Genomic DNA, 21807 nt, shown 5'->3' on the forward strand with positions numbered 1-21807 from the left:
CCCGCCAGGGCCCGCGGCCCGCCCCTCCGGCGGCCGGGTCAGGACAGCAGCCGCGGCGAGAGGGCGCCGCAGGGCACGAGGTCCACCTCGGAGCCGGCGTCGCGCAGGTCGGCGAGCACCAGTTCGTCGTAGAGCAGCAGGCCCGACTCCCGGGGCCAGGTGACGGCCCACAGCCACAGGCCCATGGCCTCGCCGGCGAACACGGCACGGTCCTCGGGCGTGCCGTCGAGCAGCCACAGCGGCGTCGCGCGGCCGGCCGCGAGCACCTTGGCCCGCGGCGGCTCGGTGACGTTCAGCCCGGCCCCGGGGTCGGGCCCCGGCAGGCCGGCGTACCGGGCGCCGAGGCCGACGCCGAGCTCCTCGGCGATCAGCAGCAGTTCGCCCGGGCCGCCCAGCGGTCCCGGGCCCGAGCAGGCGACGGCGGTGGCCCGCCCGCCGTCGCGGTCGTCACCCGCGTACGCGACGCCCGTGAACAGCCAGCCCACCGGCAGCGGCCACGGCATCCACACCGGCACGCGGCTGCGGCCCACGGCCACGGTGAGCGCGTTCACGCTGGGCGGTATGACGGGTTGCAGGGGATGCACCGGGCCGTGCGCGCCGCACTGCCAGGAGTCGGCGAAAAGGCCGGGTGCCCGCACCCGCCCGCCGCACTTCGGGCAACTGGGTTCGCCCCTCATGGGGTACAACCGTCCCTCCGCGCGGCCCGTCCGTCAAGCCGTGTCACGGGCCGAGGGGCACCGCCGCACGGGTCGGATCGCACAGGTCCGTGCCGTGGTGCAGCCACCGTTCCTCCAGGGCAGCGGCGCCGTGGACGCGTTTCCACGCCGCCTCGTTCGGGGTCATCGGCAGGAGAGGGAAGAAGCGCACCGGGTCGCACGGCGCGGGCAGCGCGAGGTCGGGCACCTCGGCGCCGGGCTCGCCGGTCAGGACGCAGGTGAACGGCGCGCCGGGCCACAGCGGCTCGCCCAGGTCCAGCGACCCGCCGGCCGCCACGACCAGGCCCTCCACCTGCGGGGACGCGGCGAACACCGCCAGGGCCCGGTGCACGCCGTCCGTCGCCGCGCGCCCCGCGCGCAGGGTGAGCAGCAGCTCGGCGCGCGGCCCGCGCAGCGGATCGGCGAGCGCCGCGCCCGGGTCCGTCATCGGCTCGTCCGACATGCCGGAGGTGACGTACCTGACCAGGCCGCGCCGCGGGTCGGGAACGCGCAGCACCTCGATGCGCCGGGCCCCGAGGAACGTCACCGCCGCGCGCGCGTCCGGCTCGCCGAGCACCTCGCGCAGCCGTTCCGCCACGCGCTCGCCCACGCCGCCGGCCATCAGGCGCGCTCCGCCCGGATCACGAGCGCGAGCCCGAGCAGGATGACCGCGAGCGCCGGGTAGGCGGCGGCCGGCGGGAACTGCCCGAGCCACAGGGCCGCGAGCAGCGCGGCGCCCGGCGTTTCGAGGAGCAGCGAGATGGAGGTGACGGACGGGCCGAGGCCGCGGACCACGCGGTTGAGCAGCGAGTGGCCGAGGAGCTGGGCGGCGACGGTCAGCGCGAGCAGCTTGAGCCAGGTCTCGCCCGAGTACCCGCCGAGCGAGGCGCCGGCGACCAGGCAGGCGATCAGCAGCAGCACGGCCGTGGTGGTGTAGCAGACGAACGTGTACGCCGTCGTGCTCGCGGTGCGCCGCACCTCGGCGCCGATCAGCACGTACACCGCGGCGGCGGCGCCGCCCGCGAGCGCGAGCGCGTCCCCGGTCAGGGCCCGGGCCGAGACCGTCAGGTCGACGCCGGTCAGGACCACGGCGCCGGCCACGGCGACGGCGGAGCCGACCCACACGGCGCGCGGCGGGCGGTGGCCGGTCAGGCGCAGCAGCAGGGTGGTCCAGATGGGCGTCGTGGTGACCAGGGCGACCGAGGAGGCCACGGAGGTCAGCTGGAGGCTGGGCAGCCACAGGCCGAAGTGCGCGGCGAGCGCGGCGCCGGCGGCGGCGGACAGCAGCAGCGTGCGCCGGTCGAGCCGGGCCAGTTCGGTGCGCGGCCGCGTCCTCAGCAGCACGAGGGGGGCGAGCCCGGCGGCGGCCATGGCGTTGCGCCAGAAGGCGATGGCGAGGGCGGGCGCGGCGGTGGCCGCGATCAGCGGTCCCGACAGCGAGACGCCCGCGACGGCCACGCCGAGCAGCATGATGTCGGTGCGCCGGTGGGCCGGCTCGGGAACGGAAAGCGGGGCGCGGGTCCCGGCGGTGCGCTGACCGCCGGTGCGCCGACTGCCGGTGACGGGCACCACCGCCGCCTCCTCCCCATGCTCGGCCGCGGTTTCGTTGCGCGCCGCCGCGGCGGCGCACCCAGCCTATCCGGGCCGGGCGGTGGACGGCAGCGCGAGCGGGCGGCGGCCGGTATGCGCCGGCCGCCGCCCGCCCGTCTGCCCGGTGCGCTGTCCGCGCGGCCTACAGTGCCCCGAAGCCCACCCGGCGCTGGGTCGGCTGGCCGATCTCGACGTAGGCCACCCGGTCGGCGGGGACCAGGACCTTGCGGCCACGCTCGTCGACCAGGCTGAGCAGCTGGGTGGTGCCGGACAGCGCCGCGTTGACCGCGCTCTCGACCTCTTCGGCGGACTGCCCGCTTTCGAGAACGATCTCTCGCGGTGTGTGCTGTACGCCGATCTTGATTTCCACGGCCTGTCCCTCCGCTGATCCTTCGTGCGCGCCGGTCCGCGCCGTACTGAGCACAGGTTAGCCGCGCCGCCGCCCGGCCCCGCTCCGGGCGTCCACGCCCAGAGCGAACAGCCGGCGCGCGCCGCCGCCCGGCCGGCGGGGCGTCCGGGCGTCCGGTGCTGCCGGGCGGGCCGGATCAGTGCTGCTGGGCGGGCTGGATGGGGAAGCCCGCGATGCCGCGCCAGGCGAGCCCCGCGGTCAGGGTGCGGGCGACGTCCCCCGGGATCTGCTGCCCCGAGCTGAGCCAGTGCCGCGCGGTGATCTGCGCCATGCCGCACAGGCTGACGGCCAGCAGCATCGCCTGGTCCTCCGGCAGGTCCGCGTCCTCGGCGATGAGCGGCGAGACCAGCTTCGCGCAGTCGAGCGCGACCTGGTCGACGCGCTCGCGCACCGAGGGCTCGTTCGTCAGGTCCGATTCGAACACGAGCCGGAACGCGCCGCCCTCGTGCTCCACGTAGGAGAAGTAGGCGTCCATGGTGGCGGCGATGCGCTGCTTGTTGTCGCTGGTGGCGGCGAGCGCCTGGCGCACCGCGCGCACCAGGGACTCGCAGTGCTGGTCGAGCAGCGCGAGGTACAGCTCCAGCTTTCCGGGGAAGTGCTGGTAGAGCACCGGCTTGCTGACGCCGGCGCGGTCCGCGATGTCGTCCATGGCCGCCGCGTGGTAGCCCTGCGCGACGAACACCTCCTGGGCCGCGCCCAGGAGCTGATTGCGCCGGGCCCGTCGCGGCAGGCGTGTGCCCCGCGGACGCGCCTCGGTCTGCTCAGTGGCGCTCACGGCCGCCTCCCGGTGTTGATCCCTGCGCTGTGCGCGTCCTGGCCGCGCGTCGTTTCCGCCATCGTACGTTCGTACCGTCGCGGAGCGTGCATCGTGAGCCCACGGTTCCCCTCCGCGAACGGCGTCACCGGTACTCGTCCTCGTCCGGCTCGACGCTCCTGGCCTGCTCCGCGGCGTCCGCCGGGTCGGCCCCGTCCGGGAGGCCGCCGTCCGGTGGCACGTCACGCGGAGCCACCAGTGACCTGCGCTGCTCCGCGGCGTCGGCCTCGGGCGCCTCGGCGTCGAGGCCGGCCGCGAGGAGTTCCCGCTCCCGTTCCTCGTCGAGGAATTCGTCGAACGTCTCCGGGTCCGTCGGGTCCTGGGTCACGCGCCGCCTCCTCGTGGGCCGTTCCGTTCCGCGTCCGTCTCCCGCCGTCCAGCCGACCGCCACCGCGTCGTGGCCGGGCAGCCGGCGGGGTCACTCCAGCGTAGGCCCTGTCGTCCGGATCCTCGCGTGGGCCGCGCTGCCGGTCCCGGGGGCCGGGAGCCGGGGGATCGGCCGTGGCCGCACGCGTCCGGACGGGGCGCCGGCCCGGCGGGGCGAACCCGCGAAACACACGCCGGCCCGGAGGGGCGCGTGCCCCGGGGCGTGCCCGGCTCGTAGCATGGCGCCCATGCCAACCACCGAGGAGCTGCGCGCGCAGGCGGCACTCGCCGCGACGGAGGGCTGGCCCGGAGTCCGGGACGGCGAAACCCTGCGGACGGTGTCCCTGCCCGGCATGACGCTCGCGGTGCGCCGCCGCGCCGCGACGAGGGACGGTCTGGAGCCGGCTCTCCTGGTGCACGGTCTGGGCGGTTCGTCCCGCAACTGGTCCTCCCTGATGCACCGTCTGGCGGACCTCGTCGAGTGCGAGGCGCTCGACCTGCCGGGTTTCGGCGCCTCCCCGCCGCCGGACAACGGCGACTACTCCGTGTACGGCCACGCCAGGGCCGTGATCCGCTTCCTCGACTCGCCCGCGCGCTCGGGCGCCGGGCCCGTTCACCTGTTCGGCAACTCGCTCGGCGGCGCCGTCGCCACGCGCGTCGCCGCGCTCCGGCCCGACCTGGTGCGCTCCCTCAGCCTGGTCTCGCCCGCGCTGCCCGAACTCGCGCCGCAGCGCAGCGCGTTGCCCACGGGGCTGCTCGGGCTCCCCGGCATGCCGCGGCTGCTGCCCCGGATGACGCGCGAACTGACGGCGGGCCAGCGGGCCAGGCAGGTGCTCCAGTTGTGCTATGGCAACCCCGCGCGCATCACCCCGGAGGACTTCGCCGCGGCGGAGGCCGAGCTGGAGCGGCGGCAGGCGCTGCCGTACTTCTGGGACTCCCTCACCCGGTCGGCGCGCGGGCTCGTCAACGCCTACACGCTGGGCGGCCAGCACTCGCTGTGGCGGCAGGCCGAACGCGTGCTCGCGCCGACGCTGCTGGTGTACGGCGTCCGCGACCGGCTCGTCTCCTTCCGGATGGCCCGGCGGGCCGGCCGGGCCTTCGGCTCCTCCCGGCTCGTGGTGCTTCCCGAGGCGGGGCACATGGCCATGATGGAATACCCGGACGAAGTGGCCTCGGCCTTTCGCGAGTTCGTCGCGGTGGCCGCCGCGCCCCCGGGTGGCCAGGGAGCCCCATGAACCATCGCGACGCCCCAGTACCGCCGCACGCAGGACCGCGCCAGGAGTATGTCGATGCCTTCGACGCCCTCGACACCGACGGAAACGAACAGCAGCAGCGACAGCAGGAACAGCAGGCGGAGCGGCGCATTCCGGGGCAGCGGAGCGCGGAGCAGGAGGAGCAGGCGCCGGGCGGGCGCCGCCGCGGGCCGGGCAGGCACGGCATGCCCGGGGATAGCCGGCGGCACCGGCGCCGCAAGGGCGGCTGGGGCCGGACGCTGACGGGCATCGCCGCCGCGGCCGTGGTCACCGCGCTCGGTGTGGCGGTCGCGGTCCGGGTGGCGGGCCCCGACGCGGGCGGCGCCGACCTGGCGGACGCGGTGCAGCCGGGTCCTGGCGGCGCGAGTGAGCCGCTCGCGGAACAGGACGGGCCCGCGCCCCCGCCCGCGGAGCCGAGCATGCCGCCGGAGCCGGCCTACGAGGAACTGCTCGCCACCGAGTTCGAGCTCGACCCAGGGCTGACCGGTTCCGGCGAGCTGGTGCCCGTGCCGGGGACGGCCGAGGCGGCCAATCCCGGTGCGACGACCGAACTGCGCTACCGCGTGGACGTGGAGGACCGCATCGGCCTCGACCCCGAGCTGTTCGCCGAGGCCGTGCACCGCACGCTGAACGACGACCGGGGCTGGGGCAACGGCGACGAGCGCTCCTTCACCCGGGTCTCGGCCGGCGACCACGACTTCGTCGTCACCCTGGCGAGTCCCGGCACGACCGCCGACTGGTGCGCCAGGGCCGGCCTCGACACCACCGTGGACAACGTCTCCTGCAACGCGTCGACCACCGAGCGCGTCATGATCAACGCGTGGCGCTGGGCCCAGGGCGCGGAGACGTTCGGCGACGACATCGCCGGGTACCGGCAGATGCTCATCAACCACGAGGTGGGGCACCGGCTCGGCTACGGGCACGTGACGTGCCCCGCCGAGGGCGCGCTCGCGCCCGTGATGATGCAGCAGACCAAGTTCCTCACGATGAACGGCCTGACGTGCCGCCCCAACCCGTGGCCGCACCCGGACAACTGACCAGGACCAAAGCGCTTTAACGACGCGGCCTGGCCTCAAGTCACGAATCTTCACCCCTTCTGATGGAGTGGCGGACAACCGTCCGCCGCGCCCGGCTCATGTAGACATACCGTCTTTCCGACACGGAGCTGCCAGACAGGGGGTGCGCCGGTGCGCGTCGCTTTGCTCACAGAGGGTGGGTACCCGTTCGCACAGGGCGAGTCGGTCGCCTGGTGCGACCGGCTGCTGCACGGCCTGCCGGAGCACGAGTTCGACGTGCTCGCGCTCAGCCGCTTCAGCCGGCAGGAACGCGGCCCGCGCCGACCGCCGCCCGGCAACGTGCGCGAGGTGCGCACGGCGCCGCTGTGGGGGGCGCCGCGGGGGATCGGGGCACCGCCGGGCGCGCCCCGCGCGTGGGCCCGGGTCTCCTGCGGCCTCGCGCGTCGTTTCGCCGCGTCCTTCGCCGAGCTCGCCGCGGCGCTCTGCCCCGGGGACCACGCGCCCGGGCAGGCGCGTTCCCGGCCGCAGGCGGACCGCTTCGCCGACGGCCTCTACGGCCTCGCGGATCTCGCCGCCGCGCACGGCGGACTCGGCACGTGGCTGAGGTCCGAGGACGCCGTGCGCGTCCTGGAGGCCGTCTGCCGCGCCCGGCACGCGCCGCGCGCGGTCAGGGGCGCGCGCGCGGCCGACCTGCTCGCCGTCGCGGACCGGCTGGAGCGGGCGCTGCGGCCCCTGTCCCTCGACTGGTACGGGCGGGCGGGCGGGCCGGGACCGCGGGACCTGAGCCACGCGGTCGGCACGGGCCCCGCCGCGCTCGCCGGCCTGGTGGCCAGGCACCGCCACGGCACCCCGCTGCTCATCACCGAGTACGGCGCGCGGCTGCGCGATCACCACCTGGCGAACGGCGCGGGCCCCGGCGCGCACGCCGACGCGTTCCCCGCCGGTCTCGGAACGGCGGCCGCGGCGCACGCCGTGGCGGGGCCGGGCGGGGTGGCGCCGGTGCGCGCGCTGCTCGCGGCGTTCCGCGTGCGCCTGGCGCGCGAGGCGTACCGCGGGGCCGCGCTGATCACGCCGGGCGACAGCGCGGCGCGCCGCCGGCGGGAAGCCCAGGGGGCGGGGCCGGGATGGCCGCGCACGGTCCGCCCCGAGCCCGGTGCCGGCCTCTTCCGCGCGGTGGCGGGCGGCCGGCCCCCCGCCGCGCCGCCCACGCTGGTGCGGGTGGGCCGGGCGGAGCCGGACCAGGAGCTGGACTGGCTGCTGCGCGTGTTCCAGGACGTGCGCGCCGCCGAGCCGGCCGCGCGGTTGCTGGTCGTGGGCGCACCGGCGCGCGGGCGGGCGGAGACCGGCCACCTCGCGCGGTGCCGGGCGCTGGCGGCGCGCCTGTTCCCGTCGCGCGGGAAGCCGAGTCCCGTCACGTTCACCGAGGTCGGCACCGCCGAGGTCCCGACCCTCGCGGACGCCTACGCGGGTGGTGGCGTCGTGGTGCGCTGCGGCGCGGCCAGGGGGTACCCGCCGGCGCTGATCGAGGCCATGCTCCGGGCCCGCGCCATCGTGTCCACGGACACGGGAGCGGTGGTCGAGGCGGTCGGTGACACCGGGCTCGTGGTGCCGCACGGCGACCGGGCGGCCTTCGCGGCTGCCTGCGTCTCGCTGCTGCGCGACCCGGCCCGCGGCGCGCGCCTCGGCGCGGCGGCCCGCGCCCGCGCGCTCGACCTGTTCTCCGTCGAACGCGATGCCGCCGCGTTCGCCGCCGTCTACCGGGAGGTCGGGCACGAAGGCGTGGCGGCGCGCGCCGGCGCGGCGGCCCGCGCGGGCCTGGAGCCGATACGCGCCGCGACCGCGGGGAGGGAGCCGGCGTGATGTCGCCCGCCGGCCCGTGCACCGACCTGCCCGGCGGTCCCGGCGCGCCGCGCGGCCGTCGGGCGCCGCGCGGGCGCGCGGGCGCTGCGCCGGCGGGCGCCGCCGCCCCGGGACCGGCCGCGCCCGCGCGCCGCGCCCCGGCGCGCGAGCGCCCCTCGTGCCGCCCCGCTGACCCGCGGCGCCGCCTCCGCCGCCGTCCCGCACGCCCGTTCCCCGCCCGCGGCCGGGTGCGGCTGCCGACCGCCCCCCTCGCGGCCGCCCTGCCCGTCCGCCCCACCGCCGGATCCGGCCCGCCCTCCGGATCCGGCCCGCCCTCCGGGACCGGCGCGTTCCCGGCCGGCCCCGGCCTCCCGCCCCCCGCCGCCGCGCGCGCCGACGCGGCAGCCGCGGCACCGCCCGCCCCCCTCCCTCCCGGCCGGTTCCCGCCGCGCTGACCACCGCGGGGCCCGCCCCCCGGCCTCTCGCCCCACGTCCCCCGCCCCCGAGACAACCGATCCCACGCAGAACACGCAGAACAAGAGGAGCAACGACCGATGACCCGACACCTGCCCGGCACCCCCGCCGCTTTTCCCGGGGAGGCCGTCCGATGAGAGTGCTGCTGCTCGGAGCCGGCGGGTACCTGGGAAGGTTCGTGGCGGACCGGCTGCTCGCCGACCCCGCGGTCCAGCTCACCGCGCTCGGCCGCGGCGACGACGCGGACGTCCGTTTCGACCTCTCCACCGGCAGTCCCGGGGCGCTCACGCGGTTCCTCGACGCCGTGCACCCCGGCGTCGTGGTGAACTGCGCCGGTGCCATCCGAGGCACCGCGAGCGAACTGACCAGGCACAACACCGTCGCCACCGCCACGCTGTGCGAGTCGCTGCGGCGCAGCGGCTGCCGGGCCCGGCTGGTGCACCTGGGCTGTGCCGCCGAGTACGGCCCCTCGGCGAACGGCTCCTCGATCGCGGAGGACGCCGTCGCGCGGCCCGGCGGCCCGTACGGCGTCAGCAAGCTGGCGGCCACCGAGCTGGTGCTCGGTTCCGGTCTCGACGCCATCGTGCTCAGGGTGTTCTCGCCGACCGGCCCGGGCACCCCGGCCGGCTCCCCGCTGGGCCGGCTGGCCGACTCGCTGCGGCGTGCGATGCAGCACGGCGACAGCGAGCTGAAGCTCGGCGGCCTCGCCGTCCAGCGGGACTTCGTGGACGTGCGGGACGTGGCGAGAGCGGTGCACGCGGCGACGCTCTCGGCGGCCCAGGGCGTGGTGAACATCGGCACCGGGCACGCGGTCCGGCTGCGCGACGCGGCGTCCGCGCTGGCCCGCATCTCCGGCTACAGCGGCACGCTGCACGAGCTCGAAGGCCCGCAGGTGCCGCGGCAGCACGGGGACGGGCCGCCGTTGCTGCCCTATCCGGACGGCTGCGGCGGCTGGCAGCAGGCGGACGTGCGGACCGCGCGCGACCGGCTCGGCTGGCGCGCGCGGATCGGCCTGGAGGAGTCGCTGGCCGACATCTGGATGGAGGCCGCCTGCCGGATGTGAGCGAGTCCGGGCACTGAGCCGGTTCCGCCCGGACTGTGGACCAAGCGTCTCGGAATGGGACCGTTCGTGGCAGTGTTGAAGCGCATACGACTGTCCCTATGACCCAACGGAGTCACCGTGTCGCTGCCACCCCTGGTAGAGCCGGCCCCCGAGCTCACCGTCGACGAGGTCCGCAGGTATTCGCGCCACCTGATCATCCCGGACGTCGGGATGGACGGGCAGAAGCGGCTGAAGAACGCGAAGGTCCTGTGCGTGGGCGCGGGCGGCCTGGGGTCGCCCGCGCTCATGTACCTGGCCGCGGCCGGGGTGGGCACGCTGGGCATCGTGGAGTTCGACGAGGTGGACGAGTCGAACCTCCAGCGGCAGATCATCCACAGCCAGGCGGACATCGGGAAGTCCAAGGCCCTCTCGGCCAAGGAGACCGTCGAGGGCATCAACCCGTACGTGCGGGTCAACCTGCACGAGGAGCGCCTCGACTCCTCCAACGTGATGGAGATGTTCGCGCAGTACGACCTGATCGTCGACGGCACGGACAACTTCGCCACCCGCTACCTGGTCAACGACGCGTGCGTGCTGCTCGGCAAGCCGTACGTGTGGGGCTCCATCTACCGGTTCGACGGCCAGGCCTCGGTGTTCTGGGCCGAGCACGGGCCCTGCTACCGCTGCCTGTACCCCGAGCCGCCGCCGCCCGGCATGGTCCCCTCCTGCGCCGAGGGCGGCGTGCTCGGCGTGCTGTGCGCGTCGATCGGGTCCATCCAGGTCACCGAGGCGATCAAGGTCCTGACCGGCACCGGCGAGCCGCTGCTCGGCCGGCTCATGATCTACGACGCCCTGGAGATGACGTACCGGCAGGTCAAGGTCCGCAAGGACCCGGACTGCGCTGTGTGCGGCGAGAACCCGACGGTCACCGAGCTGATCGACTACGAGGCGTTCTGCGGCGTGGTCTCGGACGAGGCGCAGGCGGCGGCCCTGGACGCGACGATCACGCCCAGGCAGCTCAAGGAGTGGATCGACGGCGACGAGAAGATCGACATCATCGACGTGCGGGAGCCGAACGAGTACGAGATCGTCTCGATCCCCGGCGCGCGGCTGATCCCGAAGAACGAGTTCCTGATGGGCAACGCCCTCAGCGACCTCCCGCAGGACAAGCGGATCGTCTTGCACTGCAAGACGGGTGTCCGGTCCGCGGAAGTCCTGGCCGTGCTGAAGAACGCCGGCTTCGCCGACGCCGTGCACGTCGGCGGCGGCGTGATCGGCTGGGTCAACCAGATCGAGCCCGAGAAGCCCGTCTACTGACGGCCGGGCGCGCGGCGCCCGCACGCGCCGTGCCGCGCGCCCGTTCCTGCGCCCGTGCCGCCGTCCGCCGGGATAGCCCCCGGCGGACGGCGCCGCGGTCACCCGGCGTCCTCCCGGCCGCCCACGAGAACGAGCGCGAACCCGTCCCAGCCCTTGCCGCCCACCGTCTGGACGGCGGTCGCGGACAACCGCGGGTCGGCCGCGATCAGTTCGAGGACCCTGCGGGTGCCCCGGACGCCCGGGTCGGCGCTGTCCGCGTCGAGGACGGCCCCGCCGCGCACCACGTTGTCGAACACGATCACGCTGCCGGGGCGCGCCAGTTCCACCGCCCAGGCCAGGTAGTCCGGGTTGCTCGGCTTGTCGGCGTCGACGAAGACCAGGTCGAACGGGCCCTCGGGGCCGAGCGCGGGCAGCGTGCCGAGGGCGGGACCGACGCGGATGTCGACGACGTCGCCGAGCCCGGCGCGGTCGATGTTCGCGCGCGCGACCTCGGCGTGCCGCGGCTCGGCCTCCAGCGTGATCAGCCGGCCGCCGGGCGGCAGGGCGCGGGCGAGCCAGATGGTGCTGTAGCCGCCGAGCGTGCCGATCTCAAGGACGGAACGGGCTCCGTGCACGCGGGCGAGCAGGTGCAGCAGTTTGCCCTGGCTCGGCGAGACGTTGATCGGGGGCAGCCCCGCGGCCTCCGAGGCCGCGAGTGCCGCGTCGAGGGCGGGGTCGGGGGCGAGGAGCAGCCCCGCGAAGTAGTCGTCGGTCCCGGACCACAGGTCGCTGTCTGACATGCCGCGAACCTACCCGGCACCGCCTCAGTCGCACGTGGTGCCGTCCTCGGGCACGTCGCCGCGCAGCAGGTAGCGGTCGACGGCGGAGCGCACGCACGCGTTGCCGCTGTTGTAGGCGCCGTGCCCCTCGCCCTCGTAGGTCAGCTCGACGCCGACCCCTTCGCCCAGGGCCTCCTTCATGTTGCGCGTCCCCTGGTAGGGCGTCGCCGGGTCGCCCGTGGTGCCGATGAGCAGCACGGGCCCCGCGCCCTCGGCGTGCACGTCGGGGTGCTCGCGCTGGCCGCGCACCGGCCAGTGCGTGCAGTTCAGCAGGCCCCAGGCCATCGGCGGGCCGAAGATCTCCGAGGCGTCCTCGAAGTCGTCCAGGGCCTCGCGCGCCTCCCGCACCCGGTAGCGCTCGCTGGAGTCGGCGCAGCTGATGGCGGTGAGGGAGGACTGGAGCGTGGTGTAGGTGCCGTCGGGGTTGCGGCCGTTCATCGAGTCCCCGAGCGCGAGCAGCACGGTGCCGTCCGGGTGTTCGCGGTCGAGCGCGTCCTCAAGCCCCTGCGTCAGGTAGGGCCAGAAGTCCTCGGAGTACAGGGCCTGCGCGATGCCGCCCCAGGCCAGGGACTGCGTCAGCCGGCGCCCGTCGGGGTCCTGGGTGCGCAGCGGGCGTTCGCGCAGCCGGTCGAGGAACGCGGCCAGCCGGTCCTCCGCCTCGTCCTCGTCGCCGCCCAGCGGGCAGTCCTCGCCCTCGGCGCAGCGTTCCAGGTAGTTCCCCAGGGCGAGCTGGAAGCCCTCGGCCTGCCCGGTGGCGCCGTCCTCGGTGGTGCCGGTGGGGTCGACGACCGCGTCGAACACGGCCCGCCCCACCCGGCGCGGGAACAGGTGCGCGTAGACCCCGCCGAGTTCGGTGCCGTAGGAGACGCCGAAGTAGTACAGCTCCTCGTCCCCGAGCACGTGCCGCATCAGGTCCATGTCCCGCGCCGTCGCGGTGGTGGTGAGGTGCGGAAGCAGGTGGCCCGCGGACGCGCGGCAGCCGTCGGCGAACTCCTTGAGCCGGTCCGTCAGCCGCCGCACCTGCTCCTCGCCGCTGGGCACCTGGTCGGCGGCGAAGTAGGCGTCGAGCCCTTCGGCGTCGAGGCAGGACACGCCCTCACTGCCGCCGACGCCGCGCGGGTCGAAGCTGACCAGGTCGAACCGCTCGTGCAGCCGCGCGTAGTCCTGCCCGAACGCGGGGAGCGTGACGACGCCGGAGCCGCCCGGGCCGCCGAAGTTGAAGACGAGCGAGCCGATGCGGTCCTCGCGTCCCCCCTGCGCGCGGGCCCGGATCAGGGCGATGCCGATGGTGTCGCCCTCGGGGTCGGCGTAGTCGAGCGGCGCGGTCATCGTGGCGCACTCCCACGCGGCGCCGCCCGGCAGAGGGCTCGGTGTCATCTGGTCGTCGCCCTGCGCGGGTTCGGGCTCGGGGCAGGGCGCCCAGTCGAGGGACTGGCCGGTGAGCGAACGAGGCAGGTCACCGGTGTCCCGCGCGTCGCCGCCCGCGGCCGGCACCACCCGGGGCACCCGGGTCCCGGCGCCGGGCGACGCGGTGCAGGCGGGAACCGCGAGGGCGGTGGCCAGCGCGACGGCCAGCGCCCTGGCGGTCGCGGCACGGGCCCCGGCCGTGGCGGCGCGTCGCGGCCGGCGCCTGGTTCGGGTCATGTGCGCGGGCTCCCCTCGCTCGCTCCGGCAGGCCCATCCTCGGCGTTCCTGAGGCGGGGGCGCACCCCGGCGCGGTCATCCGGGTGACGCGTGCCCGGGGCGCAGCCACCGGCCGCGCAGCGCGATCAGCACCGCGGCGGCGATGGCCAGGAGCAGCAGCGAAACGGCGGTGGCGCCCGCCGGGTCCTCCTGGAGCAGCAGGTAGACCTTCAGCGGCAGGGTCTGGGTGGCGCCCGGCAGGTTGCCCGCGAACGTGATCGTCGCGCCGAACTCGCCCAGCGCCCTGGCCCAGGTCAGCGCGGCCCCCGCGGCGAGCGCCGGCATCACCATGGGCAGCGTCACCAGCCGCAGGGTGGCGAGCGGCCCCGCGCCCATGGTGGCGGCGGCCTCCTCGAAGTGCGGATCGAGGCCGGTCAGGGCGCCTTCGAGGCTGACGACGAGGAACGGCATGGACACGAACACCGCCGCCACGACCGCGCCCGCGGTGGTGAACGGCAGGGTGACGCCCAGGGATTCGAGCGGCCCGCCGAGCAGGCCCTGGCGCCCGAGCCCCTGGAACAGCGCGACGCCCGCGACGGTCGGCGGCAGCACCATCGGCAGGATCACCAGGCAGCGCACCAGCGTCCGGCCCCGGAACGTGGCGCGGGCAAGCAGCCAGGCCAGCGGCACGCCGAGGAGCAGGGAGACCAGCAGGGCCCAGCCCGAGACGGTCAGCGAGAGCAGCAGGGACTCGGTGACCGCGGGCGAGGTCAGCCGCGCGGCCAGGTCGCGCCACGGCGCGTCCGCGACGAGGCCGGCCAGCGGCACGGCGAGGAACGCGGCGCCCGCCAGGGCCGGGACCAGCAGGACCAGCGGCGGGCGCTGCCGCTGCCGGCCGCCGGCGCGGGGGCGCGCCGGGGCGCGCTGCGTCGTCCGCGCCGTCATGTGCCGCGCGGCCGGTCGTGTGGCACGGCGCCCGTCATGTCCGGTCGACGTGGACGCTGGTCGCCTTGACCCGGGCCACGGCCTCCATGCCGACGGCCAGCCCGAGCTCCTCCACGGCCTCGCGGGTGACCAGGGACACCAGCCGGTGCGGACCGGCCTGGATCTCGACCTGCGCCGCGACATCGCCGAGCCGCACGGCGGTGACGATGCCGGGGAAGGCGTTGCGCGCGCTGGTGCGCGGCTCGTCCGGCTCGCCGGGCCCCTGCGGCGCCTCCGCGGCGAGTGACACCGCGAACGCGGCCAGGTCGTCGCCCGCGATCCGCCGCTTGCCCGCCTCGTCCCGCCGGGTCGGCAGCCGCCCGGCGTCGGCCCAGCGCCGCACGGTGTCGGCGCTGACGCCGAGCAGCCGGGCCGCGCGGCCGATGCTGTATTCCCGCATGTGCGGGACATTACGGCTGTCCGCGTCGCAACCGCAAGGTGCTGCCCCCTCTTTCGCTCGCGAACGCGCGGTCCCGCCGCGCCTCTTCGCGGCCCGCCTCCGCGACCGGCGCCGAGCGTGCGCGGGCCCGGGAACCCACCGGGCGGCGAGCAGGTGGACGACGCCCGCCGGGTTCCTGATCCAGTGGGCGGCTGCCGAGGGATCGTCGAACGGCTCCACCTCGTCGCGGGGCTCGACCCCCGCCCGCGCCAGGTGGGCCGCGATCCCGGCCGACTCGCCGGTCCGCGGTTCGAGCCGCACGCCGGACCGCGCGTACCCGTCCACGCGGTCGGGCCACAACGTGATCGGCCCGAACTCCACCGCGTGCGTCCGCGTCACGGAACGCGCACCCGTGGCGGCGTGCTCGACGACCGGGAGGCCGAGCGTGTCGCGGTGGCACGCCACGGTCGCGTCGTAGTCGGCCGGGGGAGTCCTCGTCGCGACGTCGACGCCGCCCTGGAACGCGGGAGCACTCATGCCCGCACCCCAGGCGCCGGCACTGGCAACGCCCCCGCGCCGCCCGCCCCGGCCGCCGCGCGCTAGAGCGCTTCCTTGCGCGTGAGCTGGGTGAACGCGAACCAGCCGGGCAGCACCGGCAGCCAGAACGTCATCAGCCGGAACAGCAGCACCGCGCCGAACGCCGCGTCCGACGGCACGCCGAACGCGCTCACCAGCACGGTCGTCAGCGTCACCTCGATCCCGCCGATGCCGCCAGGGGTGGGGACCGCCGAGCCGATCGCGTTGCCCGCCAGGTACACCACCGCGACCACCGGCAGGCTCAGCTCCTCGCCGAAGGCCCGCAGCGACGCGTCGAGGCACAGCACGAACGCCAGCGACATCAGCATCATCCCGCCGATGCCGCTCAGCAGTTGCTTGGGCCGCTGCACCACGTCCAGCATCCGGGGCAGGACCCCGGCGAACAGGCTGCGGGCCCGTTCCGAGATGGTCTTGCGCAGCCGCGGCACGGCCGTGACCACCAGGATCGCGACCGCGACGGTCAGCAGGCCGGCGATGACGGTGCGGGAGGCCGGCAGCTGCGGCGCGTACTCGCTGCCGGTCAGGTAGCCGAACAGCAGGAGCAGCACGATGTGGCTGCCCAGGCCGAACAGCTGCGAGGCACCGACGCTCGCCACCGCGTGCCCGGGCCGCAGCCCCTGCCGTTGCAGGAACCTGGCGTTCAGCGCCGCGCCGCCGATCGCGGCCGGCGCGACCAGCTTCACGAACGAGCCCGCCACCTGCGCCATCACGGTCCGCAGGTAGGAGACCTTCTCGGGCACGAAGCCGAGCAGGCTCAGCGCCGCGGCGAAGTACGTCAGCGTGGAGAAGGCGGCCGCGACGATCACCCAGCCCCAGTTCGCGTTCTCCCACACCCGCTGGAACTCCGGCTGGATCAGCTGGGTCAGCATGAAGTAGCCGGCGAGCACCGTCGCGATGATGGTGATCAGCGTGCGCGGCCTGATGCGTTCGATCCTGGCCGGCTCTATCGGCGCCTGCGGCCTGACCAGCAGCACCTGCTGCCTGATCAGGGACAGCAGGTCGGGCTCGCGCGCGTCTTCGAGCGCCTTGTCCATCACCTGCTTCTCGGCGTGCTTGGCCGCCTTGACGGCCTTGCGGTCGGCGTCATCCGGCAGGCTGCCGGCCGCCTCCCGGTAGGCGCGCGCGGCGTCGAGCACCGCCTGCCGCTCCCGCTGCGAGCGTTCCCTGGCCAGGTGCCGCAGGGCGGCGCGCGTGGTGCGGCTGAGGGCGATCGGCTGGAGCAGCGGCAGGCTGTCGGCCACCGCGTCCGGGCCGATCGCGGCCACGGCGGCGGCCACGGCGCGTTCGGCGCCCACCCGCAGCCCGAACGTCACCAGCAGCTGGGCCACGTCCATGCGCAGCAGCAGGTCGCCCGCGGCGATCTCGCCGCCCCGCAGGTGCGTCAGGTAGACCATGCCCTCCCGGTCCACCAGGAGCGACCTGCCGTCCAGCCTGCGGTGCGCGATCCGGCGGGACTGGAGCGCCGTCACCTGCCCCCAGGCCCGCCGCATCAGCTCGTCGGAGATCTCGTCGTCGGGCAGCGAGTCCAGGTCGCGTCCGCCGATGTGCTCGTACACGAGCATCACGGCGTCGGGGCCGAGTTCCGAGGTGGCGATGAGCTTGGGCGCGTTCGCGCCGGCCGCGATGGCCGCGTACGCGAGCAGCGCCTCCTGTTCGAGCGCCTGGCGCAGCGAGGGCAGGCTGCGGCGCTGGGTGATGCCGCGCAGGGCCAGCCGCCGCCAGGTGCGGTAGAAGAACCCCTGGGCCTGCTGGGCCCGGTCCACCACCGTGACGTCCAGCGGCGGCCCGGTCTCCAGGGTCACCAGGTAGCGGCGCGTCGCCTCGGCGCGTTCGCCGCGCTCGTGGCCCTCCCGGTCGCCCGGGGCCTCGGCGCGCAGCGCGCTGATCGGGCGGAAGCCGACGTGCCTGAGCCCGGCGAGCAGCTGCTGCCCGGTCGGCCGCACGTTGGGCGAACCGACCGCGTACAGCGTCGCGTAGGCGATGGTCCAGCCGATGAGGACGGTCGTGATGATGGAGAACGGCGTCGTCAGGCCCGTCACCAGCACGGCGGTCGCGTCCAGGAGCAGCACCGACCACATCGCCAGCCGCCACCTGGGCCGGTGCGTCATCCCCACGGCCGTGGCGAAGGCGATGACCGGCGCGAGGTAGTCGTGCACCGGCTCGGTCAAGGCGTCTCCGTGGCCCTCCCTGGTGAGCGCGTCCTGGATGGGCTTGGGCGCGACCCGGACCACCCACAGGCTGAACGTGAGCGTGACGCCGTGCGCGAGCACGGCGGCGAGCACGCCGTCGGCGATCCGCAGCCCGTCGCGCTTGACGAGGCGTTCGATCGCGAACGCCACGGGCACGATGAGGACGGCGACGCTCGATGCGAACCCGGCGAAGTTGATCAGCACCGAGGGCGCCTGCTCGGCGCCCTTGTCGACGTCCCGCTCGATGCCCTCCGTGGTGCCGATGGCGAACGTGGCCAGCGCCAGCACGAGGCCGATCCCGAGCAGCCCGAGGAGGACGCGCAGCAGGTCGCCGGGCCGGTGCACGCGCGCCGCGAGGATCGGCTCGTCGACCTCCAGGTGCCCGGCGCGGGTGGGGTCGGCGCGCAGCAGCGCGTCGGGCGGCGGCTTCCCATGCCGCTCGCCCGGCCGTCGCGCCCGTTCTTCTTCGCCCCGTATCACTGGTCGCTTCCCCGGGAATCGCCTCGTGCTGGACCCGCTGACCAGCCCACCCCCGTGCTGGGACGATAGTGGCACGAGTGGCGCGTGGAAGGGCGCTGTCCGTGAGATACGGCACGATGGGCGGCATGGCAGGCTCCCCCTCCACCCCCGCCCACCGCGTGTCCGAGTACGCCGACCGGGTCCTGGCCGCGGCGGAACGCATCCCGCCCGGCCGCGTCATGACGTACGGGGACATCGCGGCCAGGCTCGGCGAGGGCGGCCCGCGCCAGGTGGGGCGCGTGATGGCGCACTACGGGGGCGCCGTGCCGTGGTGGCGCGTGGTGCGCGCCGACGGCCGGCTCCTGCCGGGGCACGAGCACCGGGCCCTGCCGCACTACCGCGCCGAGGGCACCCCGCTGCGGGACGCCGCGCGCCCCGGCGACGCGCCGCGCGTGGACCTGCGGCGGGCGAGGTGGGACGGGCCCTTCGCCGACGGCACGCCCTGACCGGCCGCTCACGGGCGCCGGCTTCCGGCGCCCGGCCGCGCGGCCGGCGGCGCGCCCGCGGCCCGGGCGCGGGAGGCGGGACAGCGCTGCGCCCGGGCAGCCGACTGGCGTACCGTCTCTTCCGACGTCCCCCAGATTGCGCGATCCACGTGAGCCTCTCCGTCCCGTCCACTGACCGGCCGCCCGTCCCGGGAGCGTACCGACTGGTGCGCACCCCGGTCGCCGACGCGCGCGCCGTTGCTGTGGACGCGAGCCAGCGTGCGGTGGTTGACCACCCGGGCGGACCGCTGCTCGTGCTGGCCGGGCCCGGTACCGGCAAGACGACCACGCTGGTGGAGGCGGTCGCCCGCCGGGTGGCCGGCGGCACCGACCCCGAGCGGGTGCTCGTCCTCACCTTCAGCCGCAGGGCGGCGGCCGAACTGCGGGACCGCCTCACCGCGCGTCTCGGCACAGCCTCCCCGCAGGCGACCACCTTCCATTCCTTCGCGTACGCGTTCGTCCGGGCACACCAGGACCGCGCGTTGTTCGCCGAGCCCCTGCGCCTGCTCTCGGGACCCGAACAGGACCTGTACCTGCGGGAGCTGCTGGCCGGCCACCGGGACCTGGAGCGCGCGGGGCGCGGTCTGCGCTGGCCCGAGGAGCTGCGCGCCTGCCTGACGACGCGCGGCTTCGCCGACGAGCTGCGGGCCGTGCTCGCCCGCAGCCGCGAACTCGGCCTCGACCCCGGTACCTTGGCCGGCTTCGCCCGCAGGACCGGGCGCCCCGACTGGGAGGCCGCCGCGCACTTCCTCGCCGAGTACCTGGACGTCACGCAGGCGCAGGGCGTGCTCGACTACGCCGAACTGGTGCGCAGCGCGGCGGCGACGGCCCGCGAACCGGGGCCCGCGGCGGCGGTGCGGGCGCGTTACGACGCGGTGTTCGTCGACGAGTACCAGGACACCGACCCGGCGCAGGTGGCGCTGCTGCGCGCGCTGGCGGGGGACGGGCGCGACCTGGTCGTGTTCGGCGACCCCGACCAGTCCATCTACGCGTTCCGCGGCGCCGACGTGGGCGGCATCCTCGGCTTCCCCGACGCGTTCCGCACCGCGGCCGGCGCGCCCGCGCCCGTCGCGGTGCTCGGGGCCGCTCGGCGCAGCGGCGCGGCGCTGCTCGCCGCGACGCGGCTGGTCGCCCAGCGCATGCCGCTGGCGCGGCTGCCGGCCGACGCGGTGCGCCGCCACCGGGCGCTGACGGCCACCCGGGAGGGCGGCCGGGTCGAGGTGTACGTGCACCCGACGCCGGGCGCCGAGCTGGACAACGTCGCGGATCTCCTGCGCCGCGCCCATCTGGAGGACGGCCTGCCCTGGGGCGAGATGGCCGTGCTGGTGCGCGCCGGCGCGCGGTCGCTGCCCGGCGTGCGCCGGGCGCTCACCGTGGCGGGCGTGCCGCTTGAGGTCGACGGCGACGACCTGCCGCTGCGCCAGGAGCCGGCGGTCGCGCCGCTGCTCACCGCGTTGCGCGTGGTGGCGGAGCCGGCCGCCGCGCTCGACGCGGAGACCGCGGCCCGGCTGCTCACCTCGCCCCTCGGCGGCCTCGACGCGGCCGACCTGCGCCGGCTCGGCCGGGCGCTGCGCAACGAGGAGCGCGACGCGGGGGTCGCCGTGCCCGCCCCGTCCGACGCGCTGGTGGCCCGCGCGCTGGCCGAGCCGGAACGGCTCCTCACCCACGACCCGTCCTACGCGCGCGGCGCGCAGCGGCTCGGCACGCTGCTGCGCAAGGCGCGCGAGTCGCTCGCGGGCGGCGGCAGCGCCGAGGAGGCGCTGTGGCAGCTGTGGGACGGCACGCCCTGGCCCGAGCGCCTGGAACGCGCCGCCCGGCGCGGCGGCGCGGCCGGGCGGAACGCGGACCGCGACCTCGACGCCGTCTGCGCCCTGTTCGACGCGGCGGCGCGCGCCGAGGAGCGCACGGGCGGCCGGGGGGCGCTCAACTTCCTGTCCGAGCTGGAGGCGCACGACATCGCGGCGGACACGCTCGCGCAGCGCCCGGTGCGCAGGGACGCGGTCCGGCTGATGACGGCGCACCGCGCCAAGGGACTCGAATGGTCGCTCGTGGTCGTGGCCGGCGTGCAGGAGGGGCTGTGGCCCGACCTGCGGCGCCGCGGCTCGCTGCTCGAAGCCGACCGCATCGGGCAGGAGGGGCTCGCCGAGCCGCTCGGCGCGGGCGCGCTGCTCGCCGAGGAGCGGCGCCTGTTCTACGTGGCGGCCACGCGCGCCCGCGACCGCCTGGTGGTCACCGCGGTCGGCGGCGCGGACGACGGCGACCAGCCCTCGCGTTTCCTGCGCGAACTCGGCGTCGAACCGCAGGAGGTGGGCGCACGGCCGCGCCGCCCGCTGTCCCTGGCCGCGCTCGTCGCGGAGCTGCGCGCCACGACCGTCGACCCGGCGGCCTCGCCGGGATTGCGCCGCGCCGCCGCCGACCGGCTCGCCGCGCTCGCCGCGCTCCGCGACGACGAGGGGCACGCGCTGGCCCCGGCCGCCCACCCGGAGCGCTGGTGGGGCCTGCGCGAGCCGACCCGTTCCGCCGCGCCGCTGCGCGACCCCGCCGCGCCGGTCGCGCTCTCGGGCAGCGCGCTCGACCAGCTCGTCAACACCTGCTCGCTCCAGTGGTTCCTGGGCCGTGAGGTGCACGCCGACGCGCCGGCCACCAGCGCCCAGGGGTTCGGCAACGTGCTGCACGTCCTCGCCGACGAGGTCGCGTCCGGCAGCACGCCGGCCGACCTGTCCGTGCTCATGGAACGGCTCGACACCGTCTGGGACTCCCTGGCGTTCGAGGCGCCCTGGCAGTCCCGCAGGGAGCAGGCCGAGGCGCGGGCCGCGCTGGAACGCTTCCTGCGCTGGCACGTGCTGCAACGGGAGGCCGGCCGCGAACCCGTGGCGACCGAGCAGGAGTTCGACGTGACCCTGGCCGCGGGCGAGCACCGGGTCCGCATCCGGGGCGTGCTCGACCGCGTCGAGCAGGACCAGGGCGGCCGGGCCTACGTGGTCGACTTCAAGACCGGGCGGACCAGGCCCACCCGGGCCGAGGTCGAACGGCACCCGCAACTCGCCGTCTACCAGCTCGCGCTGCGCGAGGGCGAGGCGGCCGCGGACGTGGCGGGCGCGGAGCTGGTCCACCTGCGGCAGGGCGCGGCGGCCCGCGACGGCGGCGACGCGCTGCCCGCCGTGCAGACCCAGGAGCCGCTGGGCTCGGGGGAGGGCGGCGACTGGGTCGGCGACCTGCTCGCGACGGCGGCGGGCCGCGTCCTCGACGAGCGGTTCACCCCGAAGACCGGCCGCCAGTGCGGCGCCTGCGCCTTCAGGGGCGCGTGCAGCGCGCGCCCGGAGGGGCGGCACGTCGTCGAGTGAGGCACGCCACCGGTCCGCGGCCCCGGCGCGCGGACCGGGACCGGGCCGCTGTCG

At 76.2% G+C, this 21807-nt stretch carries 18 protein-coding genes; 7 read left to right on the plus strand and 11 right to left on the minus strand.

Annotation, left to right across the window (positions count from 1 at the left end; translation table 11 throughout):
* Nucleotides 1–38: 38 nt before the first annotated feature.
* From LC193_RS20835 to LC193_RS20860, 6 genes are all read right to left on the minus strand, one after another.
* Nucleotides 39–677 carry a DUF6758 family protein gene (locus tag LC193_RS20835; RefSeq protein ID WP_226076397.1) on the minus strand — a complete coding sequence of 213 codons (639 nt, stop codon included), beginning with the start codon at nt 675–677 and terminating at the stop codon, nt 39–41.
* Between the two features lie 43 nt (nt 678–720).
* Complete coding sequence (locus tag LC193_RS20840) at nt 721–1317, minus strand: suppressor of fused domain protein (RefSeq protein ID WP_226076399.1); 597 nt, start codon at nt 1315–1317, stop codon at nt 721–723.
* Nucleotides 1317–2165, minus strand: a complete 849-nt coding sequence (locus LC193_RS20845) for a DMT family transporter (protein WP_226078822.1) — start codon at nt 2163–2165, stop codon at nt 1317–1319. The genes LC193_RS20840 and LC193_RS20845 overlap by 1 nt, the downstream gene beginning before the upstream one ends.
* Nucleotides 2166–2427: 262 nt before the next feature.
* Nucleotides 2428–2655, minus strand: a complete 228-nt coding sequence (locus LC193_RS20850) for a DUF3107 domain-containing protein (protein ID WP_086158246.1) — start codon at nt 2653–2655, stop codon at nt 2428–2430.
* 175 nt (nt 2656–2830) lie between these two features.
* Nucleotides 2831–3469 carry a TetR/AcrR family transcriptional regulator gene (locus tag LC193_RS20855; protein ID WP_086158245.1) on the minus strand — a complete coding sequence of 213 codons (639 nt, stop codon included), beginning with the start codon at nt 3467–3469 and terminating at the stop codon, nt 2831–2833.
* Between the two features lie 124 nt (nt 3470–3593).
* Nucleotides 3594–3836, minus strand: coding sequence for a hypothetical protein (locus tag LC193_RS20860; RefSeq protein WP_226076402.1), 243 nt, complete (start codon nt 3834–3836; stop codon nt 3594–3596).
* A gap of 286 nt (nt 3837–4122) precedes the next feature.
* Between LC193_RS20860 and LC193_RS20865 the strand changes: the two genes are divergently transcribed.
* From LC193_RS20865 to moeZ, 5 genes are all read left to right on the plus strand, one after another.
* The gene (locus tag LC193_RS20865) at nt 4123–5109 is read left to right on the plus strand and encodes an alpha/beta fold hydrolase (RefSeq protein ID WP_404819463.1); all 987 of its coding nucleotides are present in this window, start codon (nt 4123–4125) and stop codon (nt 5107–5109) included.
* A complete protein-coding gene (locus LC193_RS20870) occupies nt 5106–6164 on the plus strand; it encodes a DUF3152 domain-containing protein (protein ID WP_226076405.1) in 1059 nt (352 codons plus the stop codon). The genes LC193_RS20865 and LC193_RS20870 overlap by 4 nt, the downstream gene beginning before the upstream one ends.
* A 150-nt stretch (nt 6165–6314) precedes the next feature.
* Nucleotides 6315–8003, plus strand: a complete 1689-nt coding sequence (locus LC193_RS20875; RefSeq protein ID WP_226076407.1) for a DUF3492 domain-containing protein — start codon at nt 6315–6317, stop codon at nt 8001–8003.
* Between the two features lie 586 nt (nt 8004–8589).
* Nucleotides 8590–9519: an NAD-dependent epimerase/dehydratase family protein gene (locus LC193_RS20880; RefSeq protein WP_226076410.1), complete on the plus strand. Its 930-nt coding sequence runs from the start codon at nt 8590–8592 to the stop codon at nt 9517–9519.
* Between the two features lie 117 nt (nt 9520–9636).
* Nucleotides 9637–10815: an adenylyltransferase/sulfurtransferase MoeZ gene (gene moeZ / locus LC193_RS20885; protein ID WP_226076413.1), complete on the plus strand. Its 1179-nt coding sequence runs from the start codon at nt 9637–9639 to the stop codon at nt 10813–10815.
* A 98-nt stretch (nt 10816–10913) separates the two neighbouring features.
* Here the strand turns inward: moeZ and LC193_RS20890 are convergent, their stop codons facing one another.
* The 5 genes from LC193_RS20890 to LC193_RS20910 all read right to left on the minus strand — a co-directional run bounded on the left by LC193_RS20890 (nt 10914) and on the right by LC193_RS20910 (nt 17885).
* The gene (locus tag LC193_RS20890) at nt 10914–11594 is read right to left on the minus strand and encodes an O-methyltransferase (protein ID WP_226076416.1); all 681 of its coding nucleotides are present in this window, start codon (nt 11592–11594) and stop codon (nt 10914–10916) included.
* Between the two features lie 24 nt (nt 11595–11618).
* Nucleotides 11619–13277 (minus strand): alpha/beta hydrolase, encoded by a 1659-nt coding sequence (locus LC193_RS20895; RefSeq protein ID WP_226076419.1) that lies wholly within the window; start codon nt 13275–13277, stop codon nt 11619–11621.
* Between the two features lie 75 nt (nt 13278–13352).
* Nucleotides 13353–14201 (minus strand): ABC transporter permease, encoded by an 849-nt coding sequence (locus LC193_RS20900; RefSeq protein ID WP_404819464.1) that lies wholly within the window; start codon nt 14199–14201, stop codon nt 13353–13355.
* Between the two features lie 34 nt (nt 14202–14235).
* Nucleotides 14236–14640 carry a TOBE domain-containing protein gene (locus LC193_RS20905; protein ID WP_226078826.1) on the minus strand — a complete coding sequence of 135 codons (405 nt, stop codon included), beginning with the start codon at nt 14638–14640 and terminating at the stop codon, nt 14236–14238.
* Between the two features lie 578 nt (nt 14641–15218).
* On the minus strand, nt 15219–17885 hold the full coding sequence (locus LC193_RS20910) for a lysylphosphatidylglycerol synthase transmembrane domain-containing protein (protein ID WP_226076422.1): 2667 nt from the start codon (nt 17883–17885) through the stop codon (nt 15219–15221).
* A 125-nt stretch (nt 17886–18010) separates the two neighbouring features.
* On the opposite strand from LC193_RS20910, the gene LC193_RS20915 reads away from it, so the two are divergent.
* Both LC193_RS20915 and LC193_RS20920 read left to right on the plus strand, forming a co-directional pair.
* Entirely contained in the window at nt 18011–18370 is a 360-nt protein-coding gene (locus LC193_RS20915; protein ID WP_318842173.1) for an MGMT family protein, read from the plus strand.
* Between the two features lie 203 nt (nt 18371–18573).
* Nucleotides 18574–21753 (plus strand): ATP-dependent helicase, encoded by a 3180-nt coding sequence (locus LC193_RS20920; RefSeq protein ID WP_404819550.1) that lies wholly within the window; start codon nt 18574–18576, stop codon nt 21751–21753.
* Nucleotides 21754–21807 lie beyond the last annotated feature (54 nt).

It is taken from the genome of Streptomyces marincola (assembly GCF_020410765.1).
In the GTDB taxonomy this organism is placed as follows: domain Bacteria; phylum Actinomycetota; class Actinomycetes; order Streptomycetales; family Streptomycetaceae; genus Streptomyces; species Streptomyces marincola.